The following is a 24,219-nucleotide window of genomic DNA, read 5'->3' as shown; positions in this document are numbered from 1 at the left end:
GAGCTACGGCGGTTAGAGAGAGACAAAACCAGCGATGAGCACCAGCAAATGAGGGAGTCCTGTTGATCGGGCAGCAGAGGAAAAGAGAATGAGAGAATTGAAGTTGCTTGTTACAGATTTAGTGACTACCGATAGCAATCCGGTATTCTATGGGGGTATTCATCAAGAGGCTTCTCCATGCGTGTCGCCCGCATTTCCGCCGATGTCATCGCCATACTGGAAGGCCTGATGTGGCTGTTACTCGCTTGGTCGGTGACCTTCTCGATCGCCCAAGGCACCACCCTGCCAACCATGGGTGCCTTGAGCCTGATAGGAACCGTCATCATCGTCACATGGGGGCATCGCCCCATGCGCCTGACCTTGGCGCGCTATCGCATCCGCAAGCGGCGCACGGAGATGTGGATGCACGTTCTCGCCTTGCCACTATTGCTGGCCTTGTGCCTTGCCATCCCGATCGAGGCACTGCTTTCGCCCTTGAGCGGTCCGCAGAAGATGCTGCTTTTCAACATACTGGCCAGTGCCGGATGGGTGATGTTTGCGTTTACCGTGATCGCCAAGCAGGCCATGTTTTCGGTCAAGCGCAGCAAGAAGAAGAAAAGACTAAACCAGAGTTGAGCTAGTCGAGGTGGACAATCACCTCCACCCTCCTATTCTCCGCCCTTCCGTCGGCACTCTTGTTATCAGCAATCGGGCGCGTATCTCCAAACCCCACTGCCTTCAGGCGCGCAGCATCAATACCCGCTGCTTGCAGATGTCGCAATACAGCGGTGGCACGGGCACTGGAAAGCTCCCAATTGGAAGGGAAACGTTCGGTATTGATTGGCTGGCTGTCGGTATGCCCTTCGACCGACACCTCTCCTTCGTAGCGTTGGATGATAGCCAACAAGCTGTCGATCACGTTACGACCGGAACCGATCAGTTCCGCGGTCCCCGACTCGAACAACATATGATCTTCGACACGCAGGCTGATGCCCTCAGCCACGTGCGAGACCACCACGCCCTCCAGACTGGGCAAACGGGGCGCCTCGGCCAGTCGTTGTTCCAATGTCTCGGCCAGCGTCGTGGCCACCTTGATGGCTTGTGGGTCCAGCCGCTGCGTATGCAACGGCTCACGTTCAGTCACCAGTACCACGACATCGTCCAGCGGGGTATCGAGCTCTAGGCTTGCCGGTGCCACGACCTTGACGGGTCCAGCATGTGCATGCCGCGCCACCCCTAGCGCCACTACCACTGCCCGAGGATCAATCTGGCGAGAAAAGTCCGGCTCGGATTGTGGAGGTTCCCCGGAGGTCACTTTGGCCTCCTGTGGCAACGGCACACCCAAGCGAACTTCCGATGCGATGGCAATGGCTTCAGCCGGCGTCACTTGCTTGGGCTGCGTCACTTCTTCATTTCCGCCCACCCGGGCGGAAAGCGAGAGCATCAGCACAAAGGTCGCTACCAGCAACGTCATGATGTCGATGTAGCTGACCATCCAGACCCCACTGCCATCATCCTGGACCCCAAGCTCCAGAATGGCGTCGTGGCGAGAGTCGCCACGCGAAGGGTGGAGCATGCCATCAAGCATCGGCGACTCCCGGCGTCACCCTTCGGCGCAGTCGAAAACGCCATCCACCGGCCTTGTCGGGCACCTCATCCCCAGGAAGTGCTTCGCGTATCTCATCATGATGATTAGCCATGAACGACTTCAGCGTCTCCTCAATAAAGGAAGGCAGCCGACGTCTCGACATCAGCGACACCCCTTCGAGCACCATGTTCATGGCAATCAGGCGCTCCTCGGTGCGTCGCTCCAGCTTCACGGCAATTGGCTTGAACACCAGATTGGCCAGCACGATGCCATAGAAGGTAGTCAGCAACGCCACCGCCATCCGCTCACCGATGATGCCAACCTCGGCGCTATCCATTACCTCCAGCATGTTCACCAGACCCACCAGGGTACCAATCATGCCGAATGCCGGGGCATAGAGGGCCATGGTGCGGAAAATCTGCGCTTCGGCCCGCTCGCGTGCCTTCATCCGAGCAATGCGCCAACGCAGCAGATCGAGAATTTCCTCCTCACGGGTATTGTCGATCACCAGTTGGATGCCAGTACGCAGGAAAGGATTGCGGGCCTGGGTCAATGCAGCCTCTACGGCGCGCACGTTACCCTTGAACCACAGTCGCGCCATGCTAACCAATTCCTGGATATCGTCATGCGCATAACAATTTTCGCGCCGGAAGACGATCCCGACCAGGCGCACGACCCGCACCACCTCTTTCAAGGGGTAACTGATGAAGGTGGCCGCTAATGTCCCGGTCAGAACGATGGCAAGGCCCGGCAGGTTGACGAAACTCGCCGCCGATTCAGCACTCAGCAGCAATACGCTGGCCAGCAACATGACGCTGGCGACGATACCAATCAATGTGGAAGGATTCATGAGTACGCCCGCATGGGAAAATGGCAATATCGGGAGTCTTCATGATAACGGTGCACAAGCCAGTCAAAGGCACGAATAGGCGCCGGGAGTGGGCGTAACTTTACCTGCAGTATGTTGCCTCGCAAATACCGGCCTCGCGGCCGGCATTGGTGGCAAGCCAGCTTCGCTCCCACCTCACCCATCCCAACCGCAGCCCTCGTGGGAGCGCAGGTTTCCTGCGCGATCCGGCCGCAGGCCGGCATTGGTGGCAAGCCACCATCATCGCGAAGCGGAGCTTCGCTCCCACCTCGTCCGTGCGAACACCGGCCCTTGTCTGGTCACTTCCAACATACAAGCGCAGCTTGCTGCGCGATAGAACAGTAGCTCAGCGCACCAATCCTCGCTCTTCGTCGTAAATCCCGTGCTCGCGCGGGTATTCATCCAACTGCTCGTCATAGCAATGGATCATCGCTCCCCAGCCTTCACGTGCCATATGCTGGCTGGTGGCCGGTGCCGTCTGACCCTCGACCGTTACACCTTCAGGCATGCGTATGCCGTACTGTTTGCGAGTATGGTCTTCCACCGCTTGCACCAGATTTTCGCCAAGCTCCAAGCTTTCCAGCAAGCGCTGCTCCACATTGTCGGTCAGATGAGTCCACGCCTGTTCTTCCCTTCCCGCTTCGAGATGCTTCACGGTCGACTGCTCGACACTCTCTCGTTCCTCGATCAGCTTCTGCTCGAAGGCTTCGATCTCACCGGTCACTGGATGCAGGAAATCGTTCGGGTGTTCGCAGGTGTGATAAAGCAGGCGCTTGAAGGTTCGCGTGGCGTAGCGCGTGGCTTCCAGCGGCCCATAGTCGGGGTCGATGAAATGAGAATCAGCATCCTTGGTCATGTAACGATGTTGCTTGAATTCCGGCGGGACGTCCTCGGCACCGATGGGAATGCCCACGAAGGGGGTGGTGATGGCACTGGTCACGGCCACCCACAATGTCTGCAATTCGGGGCGCACGTCGGGACGCAGATGGGCGACTTGGCCATAGCCCGAGAAATCAGTCGACCAGCGCGGATCACGGACATAGGCCATCATGTCTTCCAGGCTCAAGGGCGCCATTTCGTGAAGTTCTTTTTCCCGCTCCGGCGGGTTTCGCCCCTCGGTGTAGAAAGCCGGATAGGTGTCTCCCGGGTCATCTGCCGGGAATGGCTGACCATAGACCTCCTGGGGGTTGAACGAATCTCCCTCGCCGTCCCACCAGCCCTGCTCACGAGCAAATTCAACGAAGTTATCGGAAGCCATGTAATCATCGCGGGTTTCATGATCGACCGGGAACTCATGGATATAGCCCGGATAGAGCACGCGAATCTCATTCGATCCAATCCGTTCGGCCGCCCACAGTCCCTTGCCACCGGCATAGTTGATGAGCACCCAGCCCTCGTTGGCATCGGCGATCAGGTGCGAATTGCCACCGTAAGTCGAAAAGCCATGCTCATCGATCAGGCCACCAATGATCTCCACCGCCTCACGCGCCGTAGTCGCCCGCTCCATCACTGCCCGCGCCAAATCGCTGTATTGAGGGCCGGTTTGCGGTGTCTTCTCGGCAGCCGCTTCCGACATTTCCACCAATTCCGGACGCGAAGGCGACCAGATATCCCGCGCCGCGACACCATGTTCGTTGAGCCCGCCATTGGTCAGGGGCGGGGGAAAACCAGCGAACTCCGAATAGTTCGAAGTGATGTACTTGTATGTGGTTTCAGCCTGCGGAATCTCGATCCGTCGACCGGGAATGCGCGCCTGGTCGGTGACTCCCACCTCCCAGGTGGCGCCTTGCGCATGCGTCTGCCGCGGTACGATCTCGATCCAGTGGCTCGAAGGCTCGTGGCCGAAGCCGGCCAGAAATGTCGCTCCATCCTCGGTCAGGTCGCTACCGATATAGATGCCGAGACTTTTTTCATTGGGATGACCCAACGGTTCAGGCGATGGCGGGTTGGCATGAGCCTGTCCTCCAATCACCAACGACGCCAGCAGCGGTACGACAGGCACCAGCCACGAACGCTCAGCATTGCGCTTGTGCTTCATGACGGCCTCCTTCTTGTGGTGTTTGGCCATACAAACGCTTAGCAAGGGGGGAAGGATTGTCAAATTAGCGACGGCAATAATTCCGACGACAAGCGCGCCCGATGTGCTGATAGCCACTGGCATTAGGGAAACACTGAATAAATACCTGCGCTACTCAATCGCTTCGTTGCGCGGTGCGCGGAATCCTCACATATACCCCATATGCTCCGGTTCCTGTGCTCCGGGCGCCTTGCGCTTGAGCATGCTCGTCGATTTCTTCAGCGTTTCCTTAGCGTATGATTAGCGGTCACGAACGCTTATTTTCCCTTTGGGGAAAAATTCGCCGCATCTCGCACGCCATTAGAGGTATTTTCCCTATTGGGAAATTTATCGTGTGTGCAGCCCTTTTCTTGGTAGGATTATCCTTATCGGGAAAATTCTTCAGGAAGCGCCATGGAAACGTCCATCACGATCCGCAATAGCAAGATGCTTGGCCAACTGATACGCGATACGCGCAAGCAGCAAGGGTTGAACCTGGAAACCCTGGCGGGGTTATGCGGCCTGAGCATCCGCTTCCTGAGCGAACTGGAAAACGGCCGAGAAACCTGCGGATTCGGCCGCGTCATGAGAGTGCTCGATGCCCTAGGGATCGACCTCATCGCCCAACCTCTCGGGGAGAGCTAATGGTGACGCGCCAGGATGAGCTACGCGTATGGCGGGACCAACAGCGGGTCGGCACCCTGTGGCGCGGCGACGACGGCCGCTTGATGGGCTTCGAATACGAGGAGGCATGGCAAACCTCGGGACAAGCCATTTCTCACAGCCTGCCGCTGAGCCAGAAAACCTGGGCTCCGGAAGACCTGAGTGCTCATCGCTGGTTTGGCAACCTACTACCAGAAGAACAAGCGCGCGACGCCTTGCTCAAACGATTGGGCCTTCCCGACGACGATTTCTCGCTATTGGCAGCAATTGGCGGAGACTGCGCCGGGGCCCTCACGATCCTGCCACCGGGACAGGCACCGCAATCACCCGCATCACCACCCCATGACGACAACCATTACCGCCCCCTCGAACCCGGACGGCTCGACGAATGGGCCGCCTATCGCGAGCGCTACGCCTTGATGACAGGTACGGATCCCTCCAAGCGCCCTCGTCTCTCCCTGGCCGGTGCCCAAGACAAGATCCCGGTACTCATGCTGGATGACATGCTCTACCTCCCTTCAGGTAACGCTCCCTCATCGCACATCCTGAAGTTCGCCGTTGACGGACGAGAACACGTCATTCTCAACGAGTTGTATCTGAACACCTTGGCAAGACTGGCCGGATTGGCCTGCCCCCCCACCAGCATGCATTACGCTGGTCGTCACCCCTATCTGATCGTCGAGCGTTATGACCGCTGCGGTATCGGCACATACCACCTCGAACGCATACACCAGGAAGACCTTTGCCAGGCCATGGGATTGGCTCGTAACCAGAAGTACCAAGCCTTTGGTGGCCCCCGCTTTGAACAAGGAGTGCAAACGGTACGCGAAGCATGCAGGCCCTCAGCCGCCTCAATACAACATTTACTGCGTTGGCAGATCTTCAATGTTCTGGTCGGCAACAGCGACGGCCATGCCAAGAACGTCTCCCTGCTGCAGGACGAGCAAGGTCGATGGCAAGTAGCGCCGGCTTATGACCTCGTGGGTACCATCGTGCTTGGCTATCACCCCGATCTGGCCTTCTCGATAGGCGAGTCGTTCAACTCGATGCAGCTACTGCCTCGCGACTGGCAGGCCTTTGCCAAGGAGTGTCGATTCAGCTACCCCTTCGTCAAACGACAGATTCTCGAAATGGCCTCGCTCCTGGCCGATCTTGCCGACTCAGCACAGATGCAGGATGCACTGCAAGAGGCAGGCATGACCGATGGCAATTGGGTTCGTCTGCAGCACCAGCGACGTCATATTCACAAGCAATGTCGCAAAGCCGAGCGCTGGTAGCTCCACGATAGGCTAGCCGAACTCCCCCGACCGGACGACATCGACCACACTGAAGTCGAGAATTACCGTCGCCATCAGGAGCTTCGCATGACGACCACACCGTTATCCCTGGCAACGCTCACCGCCGGTGAAACCCTAGCGCTCTACCGGCGCCACGCCCTGTCGCCTGTCGAGGTGATCAACGATTGCCTGGAACGTATCGGACACTACAACCCGACGATCAACGCCTTCACCCACGTGGACGGCAAAGACGCGCTCAGAGCCGCTCGCGAGTCGGAAGCCCGCTGGCAGGCCGGAGCGCCCTGCGGCCCCCTGGATGGTATCCCCGTCACCATCAAGGACATGGTACTGACACGAGGCATGCCCACTCGCATGGGATCCGCTACCACGTCGGCCGAAGGTCCGTGGGATCAGGACGCCCCTATTACCTCACACTTGCGAAATGCCGGTGCCATCATTCTCGCCAAAACCGTCTCACCGGAATATGGCTGGAAGGGCGTCACCGACAACTCGATACATGGCGTCACGCGCAACCCCTGGAACCCGGAGCTGACTCCGGGTGGGTCTTCGGGCGGTGCCGCTGCGGCAGCCGCTCTCAATCTAGGCATGCTGCACCAGGGCAGCGATGCTGGTGGATCGATCCGCATTCCCTGCAGCTTCACTGGCACCTTCGGCATCAAGCCTACCTTTGGCTGGATACCCCAATGGCCACCCAGCACCATGTCCGATCTGTCTCACCTGGGGCCAATCACTCGTACCGCTACCGATAGCGCGCTCATGCTGAATGTGTTGTCCCAGCCAGACCCACGCGACGGCTACGCAGGGAATCCCCGACGTTTCGACTGGCAGGCCCCTCCTCCCACCAGTCTGCATGGCTGGCGCATCGCCTTCAGTGCCAACCTGGGGTATGTCGATGTGTCCCCCGATATCGCGGCCCAAGTGGAAGACGCCGTGGTCCTGATGCAAGAACTCGGTGCCAGTGTCGAACGCCTTGAGCCCGGCTTCGAGGATCCTCAGCCTTGCTTCAACACGTTGTGGTTTGCCGGTGCCGCACAGGTTTTACGCAAGCTGGATACCAGTCAACGCCAACAGCTCGATCCTGGCTTTCGCGCCATCGCCGAGCGTGGATGCGAGATCTCGCTTTCCGACTATATGGTGGCCCGTGCCGAACGGGCGAAGCTCACCACCCAAATGGCGGAATTCCATCAACGCTACGACTTGCTGGTCACCCCCACCATACCTATTGCCCCCTTCGCCGCAGGGCACAATGTTCCTCCAGACAGCCACTACCAGCAATGGATGGACTGGTCACCATTTACCTACCCCTTCAACCTGACCCAACAACCCGCCGCCTCATTGCCCTGTGGGCTGGATGACAATGATCTCCCCGTTGGCCTGCATCTGGTTGGCCCCAAGTTCCAGGACGACAAGGTCATGCATGCCGCCCGGCTGCTGGAAATCCATCTACCCAGGCTGACACCGCCTGAATCCTCCTCCAACGCCTGAGCTCGAGCAATGACGGTCTCCAGACCAAAACCAAAAACGCCGCGGGTGTCGTGAAACGTGACTTTCACGACACCCGCGGCGCCAGCAATCAGAATAGAAAGAACTGGGGCGCCATCAGGCGCCCCAGTTCAAGAACAGAAAAACAAGGTCTCGCTCATTGCAGGTCAGGCACTCAAATACTCCTCATAACCGGCTTCACGCGCCAAGACATAATTGGCCTGGAGCCAGCCGCCGATATGCCCACAGTCAAAAGAGCGACCACGCATCCGGAAGGCGTCGACACCCCACTCTTCCTGAATCAGCTGCTCAATGGCATCGGTCAGTTGGATCTCGCCCCCCGCTCCCGGCGGCATATCCTCCAACAACGCCATGGTGCGGTAAGGAAGGATATAACGACCGATGACCGACAAGCGTGACGGCGCCACTTCCGGTTTCGGCTTTTCCACCACGCCGGTCATCGGCATGGACTCACCGGCATGCGGTTCATCACCACCGCAATCGACAATGCCGTAACGGTGCACGTCTTCGCGTGGCACGGCCTCGACCATGATTTGTGCACGCTCCGTTGCTTCCCAATTGCTTGCCATCTCATGCAGATCGACGACCTGCTCGATTTCGCTTACCTTCGGCTTCACCAACACATCGGGAAGAATGACCGCAAACGGCTCATCCTCATCGAGCAGATGTGCCGCGCAGTGCACCGCATGCCCCAACCCAAGCGCCTGTGGCTGGCGGATGACCGTCATCTTCAGTTCCGGTGGCGCAATGGCCCGCAAGGTGTCCAGCAAACGTTCCTTGCCCTTGGCCTCGAGGCTGGCTTCGAGCTCGAAATGAGCATCGAAATGATCTTCAACGGCGGACTTGCCACTGCGCGTGACCAGCACCACCTCGTTCAAGCCGGCAGCCAATGCTTCTTCGACCACATGCTGTATCACCGGGCGATCGACCACCGGTACCATTTCCTTCGGTATGGACTTACTGATCGGCAATAGCCGGGTACCAAAACCGGCAACAGGAATGATCACCTTACGAAGAGGTTTCATCATTCATTACTCCTTTTAAAACGCTTTCCAGCAACGCAGTAATCGTGCCGCGCTGCCAGTTATTCAGTGCTTCCTCAATGGGCCGACAGAACCGGTGGCTTACCCAACGCCTCGGTCAAATTGGCAATGAAACACTCGCGGATGCGTGTCATCGCAGCTTCGTCCTTGCCTTCGAAACGCAGCACCAATACCGGAGAGGTATTGGAAGCACGACACAAGCCCCAGCCGTCATCAAAGTCCACTCTGACCCCGTCCAGGGTGCTTTTCACGCCATCACCGAAGAATCCGTGTTGCGCGACATGCGCCACGATATCGAACTTGTTCTCGTCACTGACCGAGACATTGACTTCGGGGGTGCTGACGTCCTGGGGGTAGCGTGCAAAGAACTCGTCGGCATCGAGCTCCTGAGAAGCCAGGATTTCAACCAATCGCGCTGCAGCATACAAGCCATCATCGAAACCCAGCCACCTCTCGGTAAAAAAGATATGGCCGCTCATCTCACCGGCCAGCAGTGCACCGGTTTCTTTCATACGCGCCTTGATCAGCGAGTGGCCGGTGCGATACATCTCCGGCACGCCGCCGGCGCTTTCGATCACTTGGGCCAGGTTCCCCGTGCACTTCACGTCAAAGATCACGCGGGCACCTGGATTGCGCGATAGCATGTCCTCGGCAAAGGCCATCATCAGACGATCCGGATAAATCAATTCTCCGCTCGGCGTCACGACGCCCACACGGTCCCCATCGCCGTCGAACGCCAGTCCGAGGTCCGCACCACTCTCCTTTACACAGCGGATCAATTCGCGCAGATTCTCCGGCTTGCCAGGGTCGGGATGGTGGTTCGGAAAGTGTCCATCTATCTCGGCAAACAGTGGCGCCACATCACAGCCCATACGCTCGAACAGCAATGGCCCCAGTTTGCCCGTTACCCCGTTGCCACAATCCACCACGATGCGCAGCGGCTTCGCGGGCTTTACATCATCGAGAATGCGGTTCAAGTAGACATCACTGATATCGACCTCACAGTAGTTTTCCTGCCCCGTCGCCGATGTGAAGTCGCCATCTACGATTCGTTCATACAGTGCCGTAATGGCACTACCCGAAAGAGACTCTCCCTTGAGCACGATCTTGAAACCGTTGTAGTCGGACGGATTATGGCTACCCGTCACCATCACCCCGGAACTGGTGCCCTCGATCTGCTGGGCAGCAAAATACAGTGTAGGAGTCGGTACCATTCCGATATCCACGACATTGCATCCGGCCGTCTTCAAGCCATAAACCAGTGCCTGGCTCATCTCTTCACCCGACAAGCGGCCATCGCGAGCCACGACGACTGTCGACTCGCCACGTGCGATTGCCTCCGAACCGATGGCACGACCGATCAAAGCCACCCATCCGGGGCGCAAGGTATCCCCAACGATGCCGCGTATGTCATAAGCCCGAAAAATCGAAGCGGGAATCTCTTGTGAGCCTTGGTCAGCCATTGTCATGCTTTGCATTGGGAATACTCCTTGTAAGGGGAAGAGAAGGCCAGATCAGCATCTCGTGGAACCGCCATATGGATATGCGCCAAGAGATCGCGTGTCGAGGCATCCAGCTCGTCGTTCATTGGTGCCCGCTCCTCCAGGATGTCGTGCAACCCCGTCGCAAGGCGTTTGCCCAACTCCACGCCCGGTTGATCGAACGGGTTGATCTTCCATATCACTGACTGGACGAAGACCTTGTGCTCATAAAGCGCTAGCAGCGCCCCCAAAGACCAAGGCGTCAAGGCATCCAATAGCAGGGTGGTACTCGGCTGATTGCCTCGGTATCCAGAGATGGTGTCATCGCCAAGTGATGTATCGAGCGCATCATCTCCCAATGCCAACAATTGAGACTGTGCCAAACAGTTGGCCAGCGTAAGTCGATGCTGGGCCTGTAGCTCCAGCGCCTCCCGATCATGGTGAGCTTCGGTGTAACGCTGCACAGGGGCAATGAACTCGCAGCTCACGTCATGCGTGCCCTGATGCAGCAACTGGAAAAAGGCGTGTTGAGCATTCGGGCCGACTTCCCCCCAAAGAATGGGACACGTCGTTCCATCGATCGGTATTCCCTCAGCCGTGGTGGACTTGCCATTGGATTCCATCTCCAACTGCTGCAAATAACTTGGCAACAGAGCCAAGCGACCGTCATAGGGCAGCACGGCATGACTGGGGATATGCAGGAAGTCGCTATTCCATACCCCCAGCATGGCCAGCAGCACGGGCAAATTCTTGATCATTGGCGCCTCGGCAAAATGCCGGTCCATCCAATGTGCCCCCGCCAACAATTCATGGAACGTCGGCATTCCCAGCGCCAAGCCGACACTGATCCCGATCGGCGACCACAGTGAGAAGCGACCTCCTACCCCTTCCGCGAAATGCAGTTGGTTGTCGGTCGGCAGCCCCCACTGGGTCATGCGATCTTCCCGCGAGGAAACCCCCAGGATGTGATGACGCTTGATGGAAGACTCTGACTGCCCCAATTCACGCATCAACCACGACAACGCGGTGCGCATGTTGAACTGGGTATCGACAGTGGTGAAGGACTTGGACGACAGGATGAACAGCGTTCTTTTCGGGTCCAGGCGTCGCAACAAAGGAGCCAACTGAGCACCGTCCATCGTCGAGACGAAATGCACTGCCATCTTTCGCTCGGACTGCGGGGCAAACTCGCTCAGAGCTTGACATGCCATACGTGGGCCGAGGTCAGACCCACCAACCCCGATATTGACCACATCGCTAATCGTCTCGCCGGTCGCACCACGCCAACCGCCACTGCGGATACGCTCTACCAGTTCCTCCATGCGTTGCAATTCGCCATGAATCGCTTTGACCACCGACTCACAACCTGCTGGTGGTCGTTTATCGTGAGGCCAACGCAGCAAGGGGTGCAAAGCTGGCCGCCTCTCCGAGGCATTGACGATCTCGCCCTCAAGCAATGCCTTGCGCTTCGCCGCCAAGCCGCTGTTGCTGGCCAGCCAGACGAGCAAATCCATGGTCTGCCTGGTGACACGCTGCTTGCTGAAATCAACGAGAAATGGCCCCACACGTCGACTCAGTTGACTGAAACGCCCCCCGTCATCCTGCATCAACTGATGCAAGGAACACGACATGACCTCATCGGCGCTATGCTCGAGCATTTGCGATAGCCGTGCGGTCGCCTGCTCCCGGGGATCTGATTTCTCGCTGGAAGTTACTGTGGATGACTCCATGTCATAATCTCCTTAATGGCATAAAAACGTTCCCCTACCCTCACTGGTGGCTACCTAGCCCGCTTCATTCGCGGTAGCCGTTGGGGTTCTTTCTCTGCCAGTGCCAAGTATCACGCAGCATCTCGCGGAGCCCCCGCTCCGCGTGCCAACCCAGCTCCCTCTCCGCTTTACTGGCGTCGGCCCAGAATGCTGCCAGGTCGCCATCACGGCGAGGGGCGAACCGATACGGCACCTTTTGATCGGTGACCTCTTCGAAAGTTTCGACCATCTCTAGAACCGAATATCCCTGACCAGTTCCCAAGTTGTAGGTATGCACCCCTGGAGTCGCCAGGCTTGCCAACGACTGCACATGGCCGAGGGCCAAGTCAACGACATGCAGGTAATCGCGCACGCAGGTGCCATCCTCCGTGGGGTAGTCATTGCCGAAAACGGACAACTCGGGCAGACGGCCAACGGCCACCTGCGCAATGAAGGGCATCAGATTATTGGGTATGCCTTGTGGGTCCTCGCCGATCAGGCCGGAAGGATGCGCGCCGATGGGATTGAAATAGCGCAATAGTGCCACCGACCAGCGATCATCCGCTCGACACAGGTCGGTAAGCACCTGCTCGATCATGGCCTTCGAAGTGCCATAGGGATTGGAGGTACGGCCCCTCGGCATGCTCTCGACATAAGGCACCGGCGCATCGGGCCCATAGACGGTAGCCGAAGAACTGAATACGAACTTGAACACCCCTGCCGCCGCCATGGCCTGGCACAGTACCAAGCTGCCATGCACATTATTGTCGTAGTAGGCCAGTGGCTGATTCACACTCTCGCCCACGGCCTTCAACCCGGCAAAGTGGATCACCGCCTCCACCGAGTACGAGGCAAAGACCTCATCCAGCAGTACGCGATCACGCACGTCCCCTTCAATGAAGCGTGCCGACTTACCGGTAATGGCCTCAATTCGATGCAATGCTTCCCGAGAGCCATTACAGAGATTATCCACTACCACCACATCATGCCCTGCTTCCAGCAACTCAAGTACGGTATGCGAGCCGATATAGCCCGCTCCACCAGTAACCAGGATCGACATGTTCTGACTCCTATGTTTTAGACGCCACCCCGCCCGTGCAGCGCAAGACGGCATGAGAGCGAGGTTCTTCCCTTGCTCGATAACTGGCGCGGCGAGTTATGGTGGGAATGGCGAGTCAACGTGCGGAATAACGACGGCCTGCCGACATTACCAGTAGCCCTAATAGTCCCCCGGCCAGATTTAGGCCCATGTCACGTAAATCAGGTGTACGGTTGGGAATCCAGTGCTGCCCGATCTCGGCTACTCCGCCAATCAACAGCACAATCATCAAAATGACACCGGCATGCCAGGCCGATAACCACCAGCGGAGAGTTGCGGTCATCACCGCACATAGCACCAGATGCGCCACGGGAGGCACGGAGAACGGCAGATTCATACGCTGCTCGATAGCAGCACGAACTGGGCTAGGCATCAGCCCACCGATCAGGAAGGCCAACAGTGAGAGGCCGAGAATCACCAGCGGCCATCGTATCAACGACGAGTTAATACGCATTCTTGCTGATGAATCCCTTGAAGATCGTCAGAAAGATGATCTTCATATCCAACATGAGTGACCAATTCTCGATATACCAGAGGTCACATTCGATACGTTTTTCCAGATCGGTATCGCCACGCCAGCCATTGATCTGCGCCCAGCCGGTGATCCCAGCCTTCATCAAATGCTTTTGCATATAGCCAGGAATCTCATGCTTGAAGCGATCCACGAATATCGTACGTTCGGGACGAGGTCCAACGATCGACATATCGCCTTTCAGCACGTTGATGAACTGCGGCAACTCATCCAGGCTGGTCTTGCGGATAAAGGCACCAAACTTGGTAGTCTTCTTCTTTTGGGCGCCCCCCCACTGCACACCATCCTTTTCAGAGTCCACTGGCATGGAACGGAACTTCAGCATACCGAACGACTTGCCATTCCAGCTCACCCGTTCCTGGCGATAGAATACGGGCCCCGGCGATGAAAGCTTGACCCCTATGGCAAGTGCCAGCATGACGGGTGATATCATCAGTAGAATCAATGCGGATATGATGCGATCTTCGGCATTCTTCAAGAAACGGGAAAGGCCGGAGATCGGCGTACAGCTCATATCCAATAGATAAAGGTTGGCCACGTTGGAGATATCGTGATTGATCAAACGGAAATCGCGCATATCCGGCATGAAGCGCACATTAGCCGCCGTCAGGCCCAAATCCGCAATCACTTCCTTGACTTGATTACCACGTGAGATAGGCAGGCAAATCCATACCTCATCGGTATCGATATCATGTACATTATTCGCATCATACGCTGCCCAACGTAGCTGCATATCGGCAAGCTCACTCATCGTGTCCTTGCCCACTAGATAGATCCGGTTGATGTCAAAACCCGCGGTGGGTTCTGCTTGTAAGTGCTGGGCTGCCGTTGCGCATGAGTGAGCATCACCGATCAAGACCACTTGACGACGGTTACGCCCTTGCAGACGAAAACGATTGATAACGGGATAAGTAATGGCCCGCACAGACACAGAACCCACAAAGGCCACTAAAAACAAGGAGGCCATCCATATCCGAGAGAAGTTTTCGCTCAGGCCAGTCAAATACAACAGGCTGGTACAGATAACAGCAACGATGACATACCCCATCATCAACTTGAAAAGCAATGGGCTTAGCAAGCGACCTCGCCAGGTGCGATATACTCCCAAGTTAGGCAATACCGCAGCTACCAGCAGTGCCCCAACAACGATCCCCCAAAGGTATGGCTCTTCCATTTGCCAGCGAGAATAGTAGCCAACGTAGGCAACATACCCAGCCAGTAGAGTCAGCAAGATATCCGTTAGCCGAGCCGTAAAGCTAATCAACCAACGATTGTGTGAGAGACTACGCGCTCTCCCTCTCGTTACTGTCATTTCCATAGCAAACCCCCTTGCAACGCTAGGTCGCTCTTGTCGTGAATTCTTATCATGGGTTCTTAGATGTAATCATGCTCTTTCAGGTAAGCGATCACCTGTTCAGCCGTCTCGTTTGGCTCAATTCCATCATTCACAAGATGAATCTCGGGATTGGTTGGCTCCTCATAGGGAGAATCGATTCCAGTGAAGTTCTTGATCAACCCATCACGCGCTCGCTGGTAAAGTCCTTTCGGATCCCGCTTCTCACAGGTCGAAATCGGTGCATCAATGAATACCTCGATAAAGTCCCCGACAGACATCAAATTGCGCACGCTTTGACGTTCCGAACGAAATGGCGAGATAAAAGCCGACAATGTAATGACACCAGCATCGACGAATAAGCGTGACATCTCACCGATACGACGAATGTTCTCGATGCGATCTTGGTCGGAAAAACCTAAATCGCGATTCATTCCTTTACGAACGTTGTCACCATCCAGTAGATAGGTTCTCTTACCCAAAACATGAAGTTTTTCTTCGACCAGGCCCGCAATAGTCGACTTTCCGGAGCCACTCAACCCTGTGAACCACAGCAGGCAAGACTTATGATCATTCAGCTTTTCACGATTTACCCGGCACACCTTGTGCGCATGCCAAACAGTATTGGAAGACATGGTTCATCCCTCTGAACGAGAAATAGGATTGCAATTTGAAATCAAAAAAGAGAAAAAATCAGAATCAAATACGACCGTAGTTATCTTTCAAACGCACGATATCGTCTTCACCCAGGTAGGAACCGGATTGCACTTCGATCAGCTCAAGTGGAATGACACCAGGGTTTTTCAAAGCATGTACCTGGCCAATAGGGATATAAGTCGATTCGTTCTCAGTCACCAGGTACGTGTCATCACCATTAGTGACTTCCGCGGTACCCGAAACCACGATCCAATGCTCGGCCCGATGGTGGTGCATCTGCACCGAAAGCTTGGCACCCGGTTTGACGGTAATCCTTTTGACCTGATAGCGGTGACCATTGTCTATCGAGTCGTAGATACCCCAAGGACGATAGACTTCCCGATGGTTCTCGAATTCGAATCGCTGCTCGTCCTTCAAGCGCTGTACGATCTTCTTGACTTCTTGAGTCTTATCCTTGTGTGCTACCAGTACCGCATCCTTGGTCTCGACGATCACCAAGTTCTCGACACCAACGGCGGCCACCAACCGACTGTCGGCCCGCGCAAGAATGTCATGGCTATCTTCCAACAGCACATCACCATGACAGCTATTACCCGATTCACATTTATCACTGACATCCCACAGCGAAGACCACGAGCCGATATCGCTCCAGCGGGCATCCAGCGGCACCACAGCAACCCTATCGGTCTTTTCCATTACGGCATAATCAACGGAATCATCCGGACACTGGGCAAAGGCGTCCGCATCCAGGCGCGTGAACTCTAGATCCGTAGCGGTATTAGCCATGGCATTTAGACAGGCCTCCATCATTGCCGGCTGATGCAGACTCAACTCTTCCAGATAACGGCTGGCCCGAAACAGGAACATACCGCTATTCCACAGGTATTCCCCGCTAGCGAGATACGTCGCCGCCGTATCGGCATCCGGCTTCTCGACAAAACGCTTGACCTTGAATCCATGACCCAGCTCTTCGCCTTGGTGGATATAGCCATAACCGGTTTCAGCATGGGTCGGCACCACACCAAACGTAACCAAATTGCCTTGTTCCGCCAGAGGTACAGCCTGTTCGATGCTGGCTTGAAAGCGCTCAACATCCTGAATCAGATGGTCAGCAGCGAGGACCAATAGCAAAGGATCTTTGTCTTGCCCGGTGGCGGCGATAGCAGCCAATGCAATGGCAGGTGCGGTATTACGTCCCACCGGCTCAAGCAGAATGTGACTACCCCCACATCCGATCTGACGAAGCTGTTCGGCAACTAGAAAGCGGTGCTCTTCATTACAAATCACGATCGGCGCCTGTTGCTCCAACCCTTCCAAGCGGGAGAGTGTCTGCTGCAACATAGTGGCATCGTTATTGAATGCAAGAAACTGCTTGGGGCGGAGCTGCCTCGAGAGCGGCCATAGTCGGGAGCCAGTACCACCAGCCATAATGACAGGCGTTAACATTTTAGACCTCCTTTCAACTCATGTTAGATATGTATGTCTAACTGGTTCCTATGCTTTGTCTGAAAAGGCATCGAGCGATGGTCAGACAAGGCAAAAAATCGGCGAAATGACGGCCTAGGCATATATTGACTGCACAGCCTGAGCATATGCCTGGGTATTGGCATGCACATCTTGCGATGCGAGTAATTCGGAAAGCGGCCACCAACGAAAGGAAGCATGCTGAGTATCAGGTAATGTTTTCAAATCTAGAGAAAGTTCTACCATGTAACCCAACACAACGTAGTGCGTAGACAGGAACTCTCCGAAAACACTATCTTCGTAAAAATGCTCATAAACACCAAGAAAGTGTGCATTCTCTCGATTCGTATCAATACCCAATTCACCCTGCATCAAACGGCAAAAGGCGTTATCCAAGCGTTCACCCTTGAGTACTCGTCCACCAGGAACGAACCATTTGCCCTGAGCGGGGCGGTTGACCCTCTTTCCCAGCAACCATTCTCCATTAGGGTTAACAACAACAAAGTCCAATGAGATCAAAGGAGTGCAGTGGACCACATCTTGAAAAGCCTTATCACTTAACCACATATCATCCCTGTATTGTCATAGTGATGAAGCCAAAGGTTTAGCCACGTAGCTGAGCTTGGTTTTCAAGAAACCATTCATAAGTGTTTCTCAAGCCGTCTTCCAGTGAAATACTGGCTTGCCACCCCAGAGCCGTTAGTCGAGAAACATCCAGCAATTTTCGAGGAGTGCCATCTGGCTTACTGGTATCGAATGCCACCTCTCCCTGGTATCCCACCACCTTAGCTACGGTTTCTGCCAATTCCCGTATTGTACAGTCCACCCCGGTTCCCACGTTGATATGTGACAGCATGGTCTGAGTATGCTCAGCGTAAGAGTCATCATCCAGTTCCATCACATATATCGAGGCTGACGCCATATCATTCACGTGCAAAAACTCACGCATCGGCTTACCACTTCCCCAGACTGCAACCTGATCGTCGGAGTTGATCTTAGCCTCATGGAAACGGCGCAGAAGTGCTGGAATGACATGAGAATTTTCGGGATGAAAATTATCGTTGGGTCCATATAGGTTCGTAGGCATCACACTACGGTAATCACGTCCATGCTGCCTGTTGAAACTCTCACATAGTTTGATGCCAGCAATCTTGGCAATGGCGTATGGTTCGTTGGTTGGTTCCAGCTCACCAGTCAGCAGAGAATCTTCCCGCATAGGTTGATCAGCATACTTTGGGTAGATACATGAGGAACCAAGGAACAGCAGCTTTTGCACTCCATGCCGGTGCGCCGATCCAATGATGTTGCTCTCCATGAGCAAATTGTCGTGGATAAAGTCAGCCGGATACGTATTGTTAGCATGGATACCACCGACCTTGGCAGCAGCCAAATAGACTTCATCCAGTCGTTGCGTGCTGAAGAAATCATCAACGGCGGCTTGCGACATCAAATCCAGCTCTTGGCGAGAACGTGTTACAAGCTCGACATCGGCGCGTTCTTTCAACTGACGGACAATAGCCGAACCCACCATACCCTTATGGCCAGCAACAAAGACTCGCTTCTTCTCCAAGGTCATGTAATCAGCCCTCCCTAGCCACTTGCACATCATAGCCATGAGACTTCAGCAGAGCATGCTGACGAGCGGCGTCCAAATCATTGGCGACCATTTCCTTGATCATCTGCTCGACGGCAATCTCTGGCTCCCAGCCCAAGAGTTCCTTGGCCTGACTTGGATCTCCCAAGAGGGTTTCCACTTCTGCCGGTCGGAAATAACGAGGATCAACAGCAACGATCGTATCGCCTTCTTTCACCGCAGGGGCTTTATCACCGAATACCCTCTCGACGACAGCCTTTTCTTCTACTCCTTCACCTACGAATTTAAGCGTGACCCCCAACTCAGCCGCTGTCAGGCGGATGAATTCACGCACGGAAATCTGCTTACCCGTCGCAATGACAAAGTCTTGCGCTTCTTCTTGCTGCAACATCAGCCATTGCATTTTGACGTAATCGCGCGCATGCCCCCAGTCACGCAGTGCATCCATATTGCCCATATAAAGGCACTCTTCCAGACCTTGAGCAATATTCGACATCCCTCGAGTTACCTTGCGAGTGACAAAAGTTTCTCCACGACGTGGTGATTCGTGGTTGAACAATATGCCATTACAGGCATACATACCATAGGATTCACGATAATTCACTGTAATCCAGTAGGCGTAAAGCTTGGCAACAGCATAGGGGGAGCGAGGATAAAAGGGTGTGGTTTCCTTTTGAGGGGTTTCTTGAACCAAGCCATACAACTCTGAAGTGGATGCTTGATAAAAACGGGTTTTTTTCTCAAGCCCCAGAAAGCGGATAGCTTCAAGCAAACGCAAGGTACCCATTGCATCAACGTCTGCCGTATATTCTGGTGACTCAAAGCTTACCGCCACATGAGATTGTGCCGCCAAATTGTATACTTCATCCGGCTGCACTTCAGAAATAATACGTGTCAGATTGGATGAATCCGTCAAATCGCCATAATGCAGAACAAAGTTACGATCCGAGACATGCGGCCCCTGATAAAGGTGATCAACACGCTCAGTGTTGAAAGACGATGCCCGTCGCTTGATTCCGTGAACCTCATACCCCTTTTCGAGCAAAAATTCTGCCAAGTAAGAACCATCCTGACCCGTAACTCCGGTAATGAGTGCCCTTTTCATCTAAACCTCCAGGATATTTTCAACAAGGTTATCTATTTCAAAATTCTTCAAGGTTTCTGTCCTTGAAGCTATCAACTCAGATTTATTGAAATCGCTATCAATCATCTCGGCTATTTTTTCAGTGATGAGAGACTTGTCCCATGACTGGCAGATCTCAACACCCGCCACTCCCGATAATAAACTTGCCACCTCTGAGTCAGGGTCAGTGATAAGAAGGATTGGAACTCCAGCAGCTAACAAATTAGGTAGTTTTGAAGGCAGCGAGCCTGAAGAGGTCCCCTCCGCCTGCGGCACGACATGCAGATAGGATGCGGCCAGCAAATCAGGCAATTGTTCTTCAGGAACCAAGTCATGAAATCTCACAGCTTCATGATACTCAGCCTTCAAACTTTCATAGTAATGTCCGCAAGAGAAAACATGAGCATTAACCTTCTGCCCTTCTTTATTAACTTGCGAGAATATTTCTAAAAGAGCTTTAGGATTTTGTTTCTCGCCCAAGGCACCTGAGTAGACGACATCCAAACTCCCCCACTGGCTATCATGCTTTGCAGCGCTTACTTCGGGACCCGACGAGTTCTTGGCTAGCGTTACGAAGGGGTAGCAAACGCTGGACTTTGCCAAGTCGCCGCCATTCCTGGCCACTTCCTCTTTCATTTCTGAAGATAGTGAAATTATCTTATCCGCTCTTCTGAAGTGATACGACTCTACACTGTCTATTAGTTTTTTAATAACCCCCCAAACAAATCCTGTCTTTTGAGACGCATAAATACTCTGCAAGTCATGAACAATCGAGATGACCTTGCCTTTTTTCGTATTGAAAAGAGATACGAAAAAAGCAAAAAGGCTTGGAGGTAAAACACACACAAAATAGTCGTATTTCTTTCTATTTCTCACCATCTCAAAGAGCACACGTACAGAGAAATAGATCTCAAGAATCATTCTATTTATAGCCTGAGATCGAAAAAATCTGACCCCTTTTCCCACTCTCTTGATCTTTATTCCTGGCAACTGCTGATCAGATAAATCAATTTTCCATTGCGGATAAAACGGGTACATGCAAAACACATCTACCGTGCAGTCAGCTCTCTTTGAGATAGCTTGACACAAAATGCTATTCCATTTCCCGGTTGATATTGGCTCAGGATAGAAAAAAGGACTGATATATAGCACCTTCTTCATCAGACATTTGCCTTCAGGAATTCAATTTGTTTTACTCTTTCCGACTCCAAGTAATCAAGATCAATAGTTACCGGTCTGTTCCTGATATCATGGGCACCGACTCTTTTGAAAAGCGCTTGTCTTGGGGAAATGGTGAACAACATGGCTGGATTCCCATAAGCCAATGTCATTACGCAGGCATGAACACGATCGGCCAATGTCATTGTGCTATTTGCATATACGCTCAGATAGGTGAACACCTCATCTGATACAAATGAGTTTGGGTGCTGATAAATTTTATGCGTCATATGCGGGACATAACGATGTTCGGGCCTGATAATTTTTTTCCCAAGCAATGAACTAGGCAACTTCCTTCTATCAAGCAGGTGTCCCAAATAAGCTTGCGACTTACCTTTTAACGAAAAGTATTGTTGAACTTTTGGTGTCTTTAAATTCCAAACTTCATTTTCAAATGTAAAGGAAGCATCTTTCTTTTGATCATGATTCCCCAAGTAGACAGTCGGCTCAGGAAATCTGTCAAAATTGAATGCATAATATGGTTCGTTAAACTTTAACGGTTTGAAAACTTTGGGGACGAAGAAGGCACTATCCAGTCCATTATATGTAAGAATAGGCCAATCTTTTATTACATTATATGTATCTTCATCACGTGTAGATATCAAGTGAGGAGGATATTTTTCTAAAAAGGCGCGAACAGCTGCCACTTCCTCGTCATTGTATTTAAAGAAAGCAGCGCCATGAAGCATTATCTTGACGCCTCGCTCTTTCAGCTTCTTGAAAGCCTCTCCCCATATATGAGGAAATGTCTTGGTTAGCATTGGCCCCTGAAGTACAAGATATTCCACATCCAGCATTTCATGAAGTTTCACATAATTTTCAGGATCTCCTTTCATCTGGTCATAAAAGGTTCTATAAGGAGGCCTATCTTGAACGAATTGGACGTTATTCTCTCCAAATACTTGCTCTAAAGCCCACTTGCCGCCGATATTAAAAAAAGCATTCCCTATATTTTGCGCCCAAAATCCACTTACCAGAGCCACTTTCATTCTTACTCACTCCCCTTTAGATCTTCGTAAATATTTTCCAAACCCACGAATTCATTAGTATAAATTTCATTATACGCTTCGAGCATGGCATTCTTACTAATGCCTTGAGATTTTAAATCGTTTATAAATTCTATCGCTTCATCATTTTCATTAAACAAAGTTCCCAGGTTCTCAACTTGCCCTCTAATATATCCAATATCTCTTGCTACAACATGACATCCACTGGCCATTGCTTCATAAATGACTAATGGCTGAGCCTCTTTTTTATATCTTGAAGGGAATAACAATATATCGACCCCCCTGTAAAATCCCCATTTGGCATCGTCATAAAGCGCACCGTAATATTTAAATCGACCACCATATTTTTTCTTCGCCTGCTCTATCAGTTCAATTATTTCTTTATCATTGCAAGGTCCAGCCAGGTGAAAATTAAAATCATCGCTTATCTGCGACAAACTCTCTATTATTTCGAAGAAATCAAGCCCCCCTTTTTCTTTTGTTATATTAGAAATAAAACCGATATTGACTTTCAAAGTGCTATCTTCTAAATATTCTCCAGGTTCCACAGGAGGAAAAAGCAAAATATTTCCTAGAGAGCAACTACCAGCTTTGCATGTATATGCGCTGGAGAAGGCTTCTTGCATTTCTCTTGACAAGAATATATTACAATCACCCGAGCTTAAAAAATGATTGAAAAACGCTTTATTGAGTTTTGTGGGTGATTCTATATAAACCCTAACATGATGATGGAAAATGAATTTGAAAAAAGGCCTTAGAAAAATCAATGAAAGAGAGAACGGGTAAAAACCGAGGCTCGAGTCAGGAGCCATGTATATTTTTTTATACCCCTTTAATCTATAAAAATAGAGTTTGGGAATAAAAAGAAAATAATAGAGATACTTGTTTATCCTCCACACAATATTATTGTGCCACTTCTTTCTTTTTATTACTATTGATGCTCCGCCCTTTTGACTCAAGAATTCTCTATAAAACTCATTAACTATGGTCATCCCCGTTGTTGGTGGGGGGGTGACACCCCAGAAAATGATGTCACTCATATACGGACCTTATTTCATCTAGAATCAAATACTCACTTTGCAATTCGGTTCTTATTTTATTTCTTTCAAAGTCGCTCAGATCTTTTCTTTTGCTTTTCTTGAGGTATAGACTCTTTTTAAGTGATATTGCCCATTCTAAATTATTCCTTCCGAATATTTTTTTTAGCTGATTTCCAACAACGACGGAATATCTTGACCTCATTATGCTGGCAATGAGCTTTGTTTTAACACTAAAGGATTCGTTTGCAACAACGCTAGGAAGATTCACATTTTCTATTTCAAGAAAATTCAAAACTTTCTCTATGACTTTTTCGTTATCTTCTCTCAACTCTTTATTATCTATAACCAAAATATCTTCTATTGGGTACCTTGCCATCCATTTCTTTATTTCACTCCCTATAGAAGCTATTTTCTTATAGTCTGTTAATAATGTATTTTCTCTTTCATCGGGCCCTTCGAAAAAGGCATCATAAAAATTCTTTCGTTCTTCTCTAAAATGATTAACGTTTTGCATATAGAACCCATACGCAATATCAACCAAATCTCTTGTCAATATAACTATTTTTACCTCATCTTTATTTTTCTTCAACTCCCATATTCTATTCAAGGCATCATCTGAATAAAGATACAAGCTCGAAGCATCAAGCCTATAAAGGCAATCACATTTTTCTTGGGATTTTGGAAAGCACTTCAAATATTCATTATAACTTTTTATAGGAGTATTCCCTGAGAGATCTTTAAATTCATTTGAGAAGAAAAATGGCTCTTTAGGTATGCTACATGAAATATTCTTATGCTGATCAAGTTGCTGGGCCAATGCTGTAGTTCCAGCTTTTGGAGCTCCTATTATAAATAAATATTTCATATGTAAATAACCTATAAAAACCAAGTTGTAAGAACCATGTAAAAAACACCTCAGCGTTTA

22 protein-coding genes are annotated in these 24,219 nt (G+C 52.3%); 4 read left to right on the top strand and 18 right to left on the bottom strand.

Features of this window, described 5'->3' with window-relative positions; genetic code table 11:
* Nucleotides 1–177 precede the first annotated feature (177 nt).
* Nucleotides 178–615 (top strand): hypothetical protein, encoded by a 438-nt coding sequence (locus L861_RS02195; protein ID WP_016414906.1) that lies wholly within the window; start codon nt 178–180, stop codon nt 613–615.
* A gap of 1 nt (nt 616) precedes the next feature.
* On the opposite strand, the gene L861_RS02190 is transcribed toward L861_RS02195, so the two are convergent.
* From L861_RS02190 to L861_RS02180, 3 genes are all read right to left on the bottom strand, one after another.
* Complete coding sequence (locus tag L861_RS02190) at nt 617–1,567, bottom strand: OmpA family protein (protein ID WP_016414905.1); 951 nt, start codon at nt 1,565–1,567, stop codon at nt 617–619.
* A complete protein-coding gene (locus L861_RS02185) occupies nt 1,560–2,417 on the bottom strand; it encodes a motility protein A (RefSeq protein WP_016414904.1) in 858 nt (285 codons plus the stop codon). Before L861_RS02185 ends, L861_RS02190 begins: the two co-directional genes overlap by 8 nt.
* A 364-nt stretch (nt 2,418–2,781) precedes the next feature.
* Nucleotides 2,782–4,473, bottom strand: a complete 1,692-nt coding sequence (locus L861_RS02180; protein ID WP_016414903.1) for a C69 family dipeptidase — start codon at nt 4,471–4,473, stop codon at nt 2,782–2,784.
* Nucleotides 4,474–4,905: 432 nt separating this feature from the next.
* Between L861_RS02180 and L861_RS02175 the strand changes: the two genes are divergently transcribed.
* The 3 genes from L861_RS02175 (at nt 4,906) to L861_RS02165 (ending at nt 7,937) form a co-directional block, all read left to right on the top strand.
* Nucleotides 4,906–5,136, top strand: a complete 231-nt coding sequence (locus L861_RS02175; protein WP_016414902.1) for a helix-turn-helix domain-containing protein — start codon at nt 4,906–4,908, stop codon at nt 5,134–5,136.
* Nucleotides 5,136–6,431: a type II toxin-antitoxin system HipA family toxin gene (locus L861_RS02170; protein ID WP_016414901.1), complete on the top strand. Its 1,296-nt coding sequence runs from the start codon at nt 5,136–5,138 to the stop codon at nt 6,429–6,431. The genes L861_RS02175 and L861_RS02170 overlap by 1 nt, the downstream gene beginning before the upstream one ends.
* 87 nt (nt 6,432–6,518) lie before the next feature.
* The gene (locus L861_RS02165) at nt 6,519–7,937 is read left to right on the top strand and encodes an amidase (protein WP_016414900.1); all 1,419 of its coding nucleotides are present in this window, start codon (nt 6,519–6,521) and stop codon (nt 7,935–7,937) included.
* 164 nt (nt 7,938–8,101) lie between these two features.
* On the opposite strand, the gene L861_RS02160 is transcribed toward L861_RS02165, so the two are convergent.
* The 15 genes from L861_RS02160 to L861_RS02090 all read right to left on the bottom strand — a co-directional run bounded on the left by L861_RS02160 (nt 8,102) and on the right by L861_RS02090 (nt 24,159).
* On the bottom strand, nt 8,102–8,983 hold the full coding sequence (locus L861_RS02160; RefSeq protein WP_016414899.1) for a UTP--glucose-1-phosphate uridylyltransferase: 882 nt from the start codon (nt 8,981–8,983) through the stop codon (nt 8,102–8,104).
* Between the two features lie 71 nt (nt 8,984–9,054).
* Nucleotides 9,055–10,476, bottom strand: a complete 1,422-nt coding sequence (locus tag L861_RS02155; protein ID WP_016414898.1) for a phosphomannomutase/phosphoglucomutase — start codon at nt 10,474–10,476, stop codon at nt 9,055–9,057.
* A complete protein-coding gene (gene pgi, locus L861_RS02150; RefSeq protein ID WP_016414897.1) occupies nt 10,464–12,209 on the bottom strand; it encodes a glucose-6-phosphate isomerase in 1,746 nt (581 codons plus the stop codon). Before pgi ends, L861_RS02155 begins: the two co-directional genes overlap by 13 nt.
* Nucleotides 12,210–12,273: 64 nt before the next feature.
* Nucleotides 12,274–13,287: a UDP-glucose 4-epimerase GalE gene (gene galE / locus L861_RS02145; RefSeq protein ID WP_016414896.1), complete on the bottom strand. Its 1,014-nt coding sequence runs from the start codon at nt 13,285–13,287 to the stop codon at nt 12,274–12,276.
* A gap of 115 nt (nt 13,288–13,402) precedes the next feature.
* On the bottom strand, nt 13,403–13,780 hold the full coding sequence (locus L861_RS02140) for a VanZ family protein (protein ID WP_016414895.1): 378 nt from the start codon (nt 13,778–13,780) through the stop codon (nt 13,403–13,405).
* Entirely contained in the window at nt 13,770–15,176 is a 1,407-nt protein-coding gene (locus L861_RS23945; RefSeq protein WP_144062937.1) for an undecaprenyl-phosphate glucose phosphotransferase, read from the bottom strand. Before L861_RS23945 ends, L861_RS02140 begins: the two co-directional genes overlap by 11 nt.
* Nucleotides 15,177–15,232: 56 nt before the next feature.
* Nucleotides 15,233–15,826 (bottom strand): adenylyl-sulfate kinase, encoded by a 594-nt coding sequence (gene cysC / locus L861_RS02130; protein WP_016414893.1) that lies wholly within the window; start codon nt 15,824–15,826, stop codon nt 15,233–15,235.
* A 64-nt stretch (nt 15,827–15,890) separates the two neighbouring features.
* On the bottom strand, nt 15,891–17,294 hold the full coding sequence (locus tag L861_RS02125; RefSeq protein ID WP_016414892.1) for a mannose-1-phosphate guanylyltransferase/mannose-6-phosphate isomerase: 1,404 nt from the start codon (nt 17,292–17,294) through the stop codon (nt 15,891–15,893).
* A 114-nt stretch (nt 17,295–17,408) separates the two neighbouring features.
* Nucleotides 17,409–17,879 (bottom strand): GDP-mannose mannosyl hydrolase, encoded by a 471-nt coding sequence (locus L861_RS23940; RefSeq protein WP_081645747.1) that lies wholly within the window; start codon nt 17,877–17,879, stop codon nt 17,409–17,411.
* A 37-nt stretch (nt 17,880–17,916) separates the two neighbouring features.
* Nucleotides 17,917–18,888 carry a GDP-L-fucose synthase gene (gene fcl, locus L861_RS02115; RefSeq protein WP_016414890.1) on the bottom strand — a complete coding sequence of 324 codons (972 nt, stop codon included), beginning with the start codon at nt 18,886–18,888 and terminating at the stop codon, nt 17,917–17,919.
* Nucleotides 18,889–18,892: 4 nt separating this feature from the next.
* On the bottom strand, nt 18,893–20,011 hold the full coding sequence (gene gmd, locus L861_RS02110; RefSeq protein WP_016414889.1) for a GDP-mannose 4,6-dehydratase: 1,119 nt from the start codon (nt 20,009–20,011) through the stop codon (nt 18,893–18,895).
* Nucleotides 20,012–21,190 carry a glycosyltransferase gene (locus L861_RS02105; protein WP_016414888.1) on the bottom strand — a complete coding sequence of 393 codons (1,179 nt, stop codon included), beginning with the start codon at nt 21,188–21,190 and terminating at the stop codon, nt 20,012–20,014.
* A complete protein-coding gene (locus L861_RS02100) occupies nt 21,190–22,236 on the bottom strand; it encodes a polysaccharide pyruvyl transferase family protein (protein ID WP_016414887.1) in 1,047 nt (348 codons plus the stop codon). The genes L861_RS02105 and L861_RS02100 overlap by 1 nt, the downstream gene beginning before the upstream one ends.
* A 2-nt stretch (nt 22,237–22,238) precedes the next feature.
* On the bottom strand, nt 22,239–23,294 hold the full coding sequence (locus tag L861_RS23460; protein WP_016414886.1) for a glycosyltransferase family 4 protein: 1,056 nt from the start codon (nt 23,292–23,294) through the stop codon (nt 22,239–22,241).
* Nucleotides 23,287–24,159, bottom strand: coding sequence for a sulfotransferase domain-containing protein (locus L861_RS02090; RefSeq protein WP_081645746.1), 873 nt, complete (start codon nt 24,157–24,159; stop codon nt 23,287–23,289). Before L861_RS02090 ends, L861_RS23460 begins: the two co-directional genes overlap by 8 nt.
* Nucleotides 24,160–24,219 lie beyond the last annotated feature (60 nt).

Source organism: Litchfieldella anticariensis FP35 = DSM 16096, from assembly GCF_000409775.1.
Taxonomy (GTDB): domain Bacteria; phylum Pseudomonadota; class Gammaproteobacteria; order Pseudomonadales; family Halomonadaceae; genus Litchfieldella; species Litchfieldella anticariensis.
This window is presented reverse-complemented; position numbering and strand designations above follow the sequence as displayed.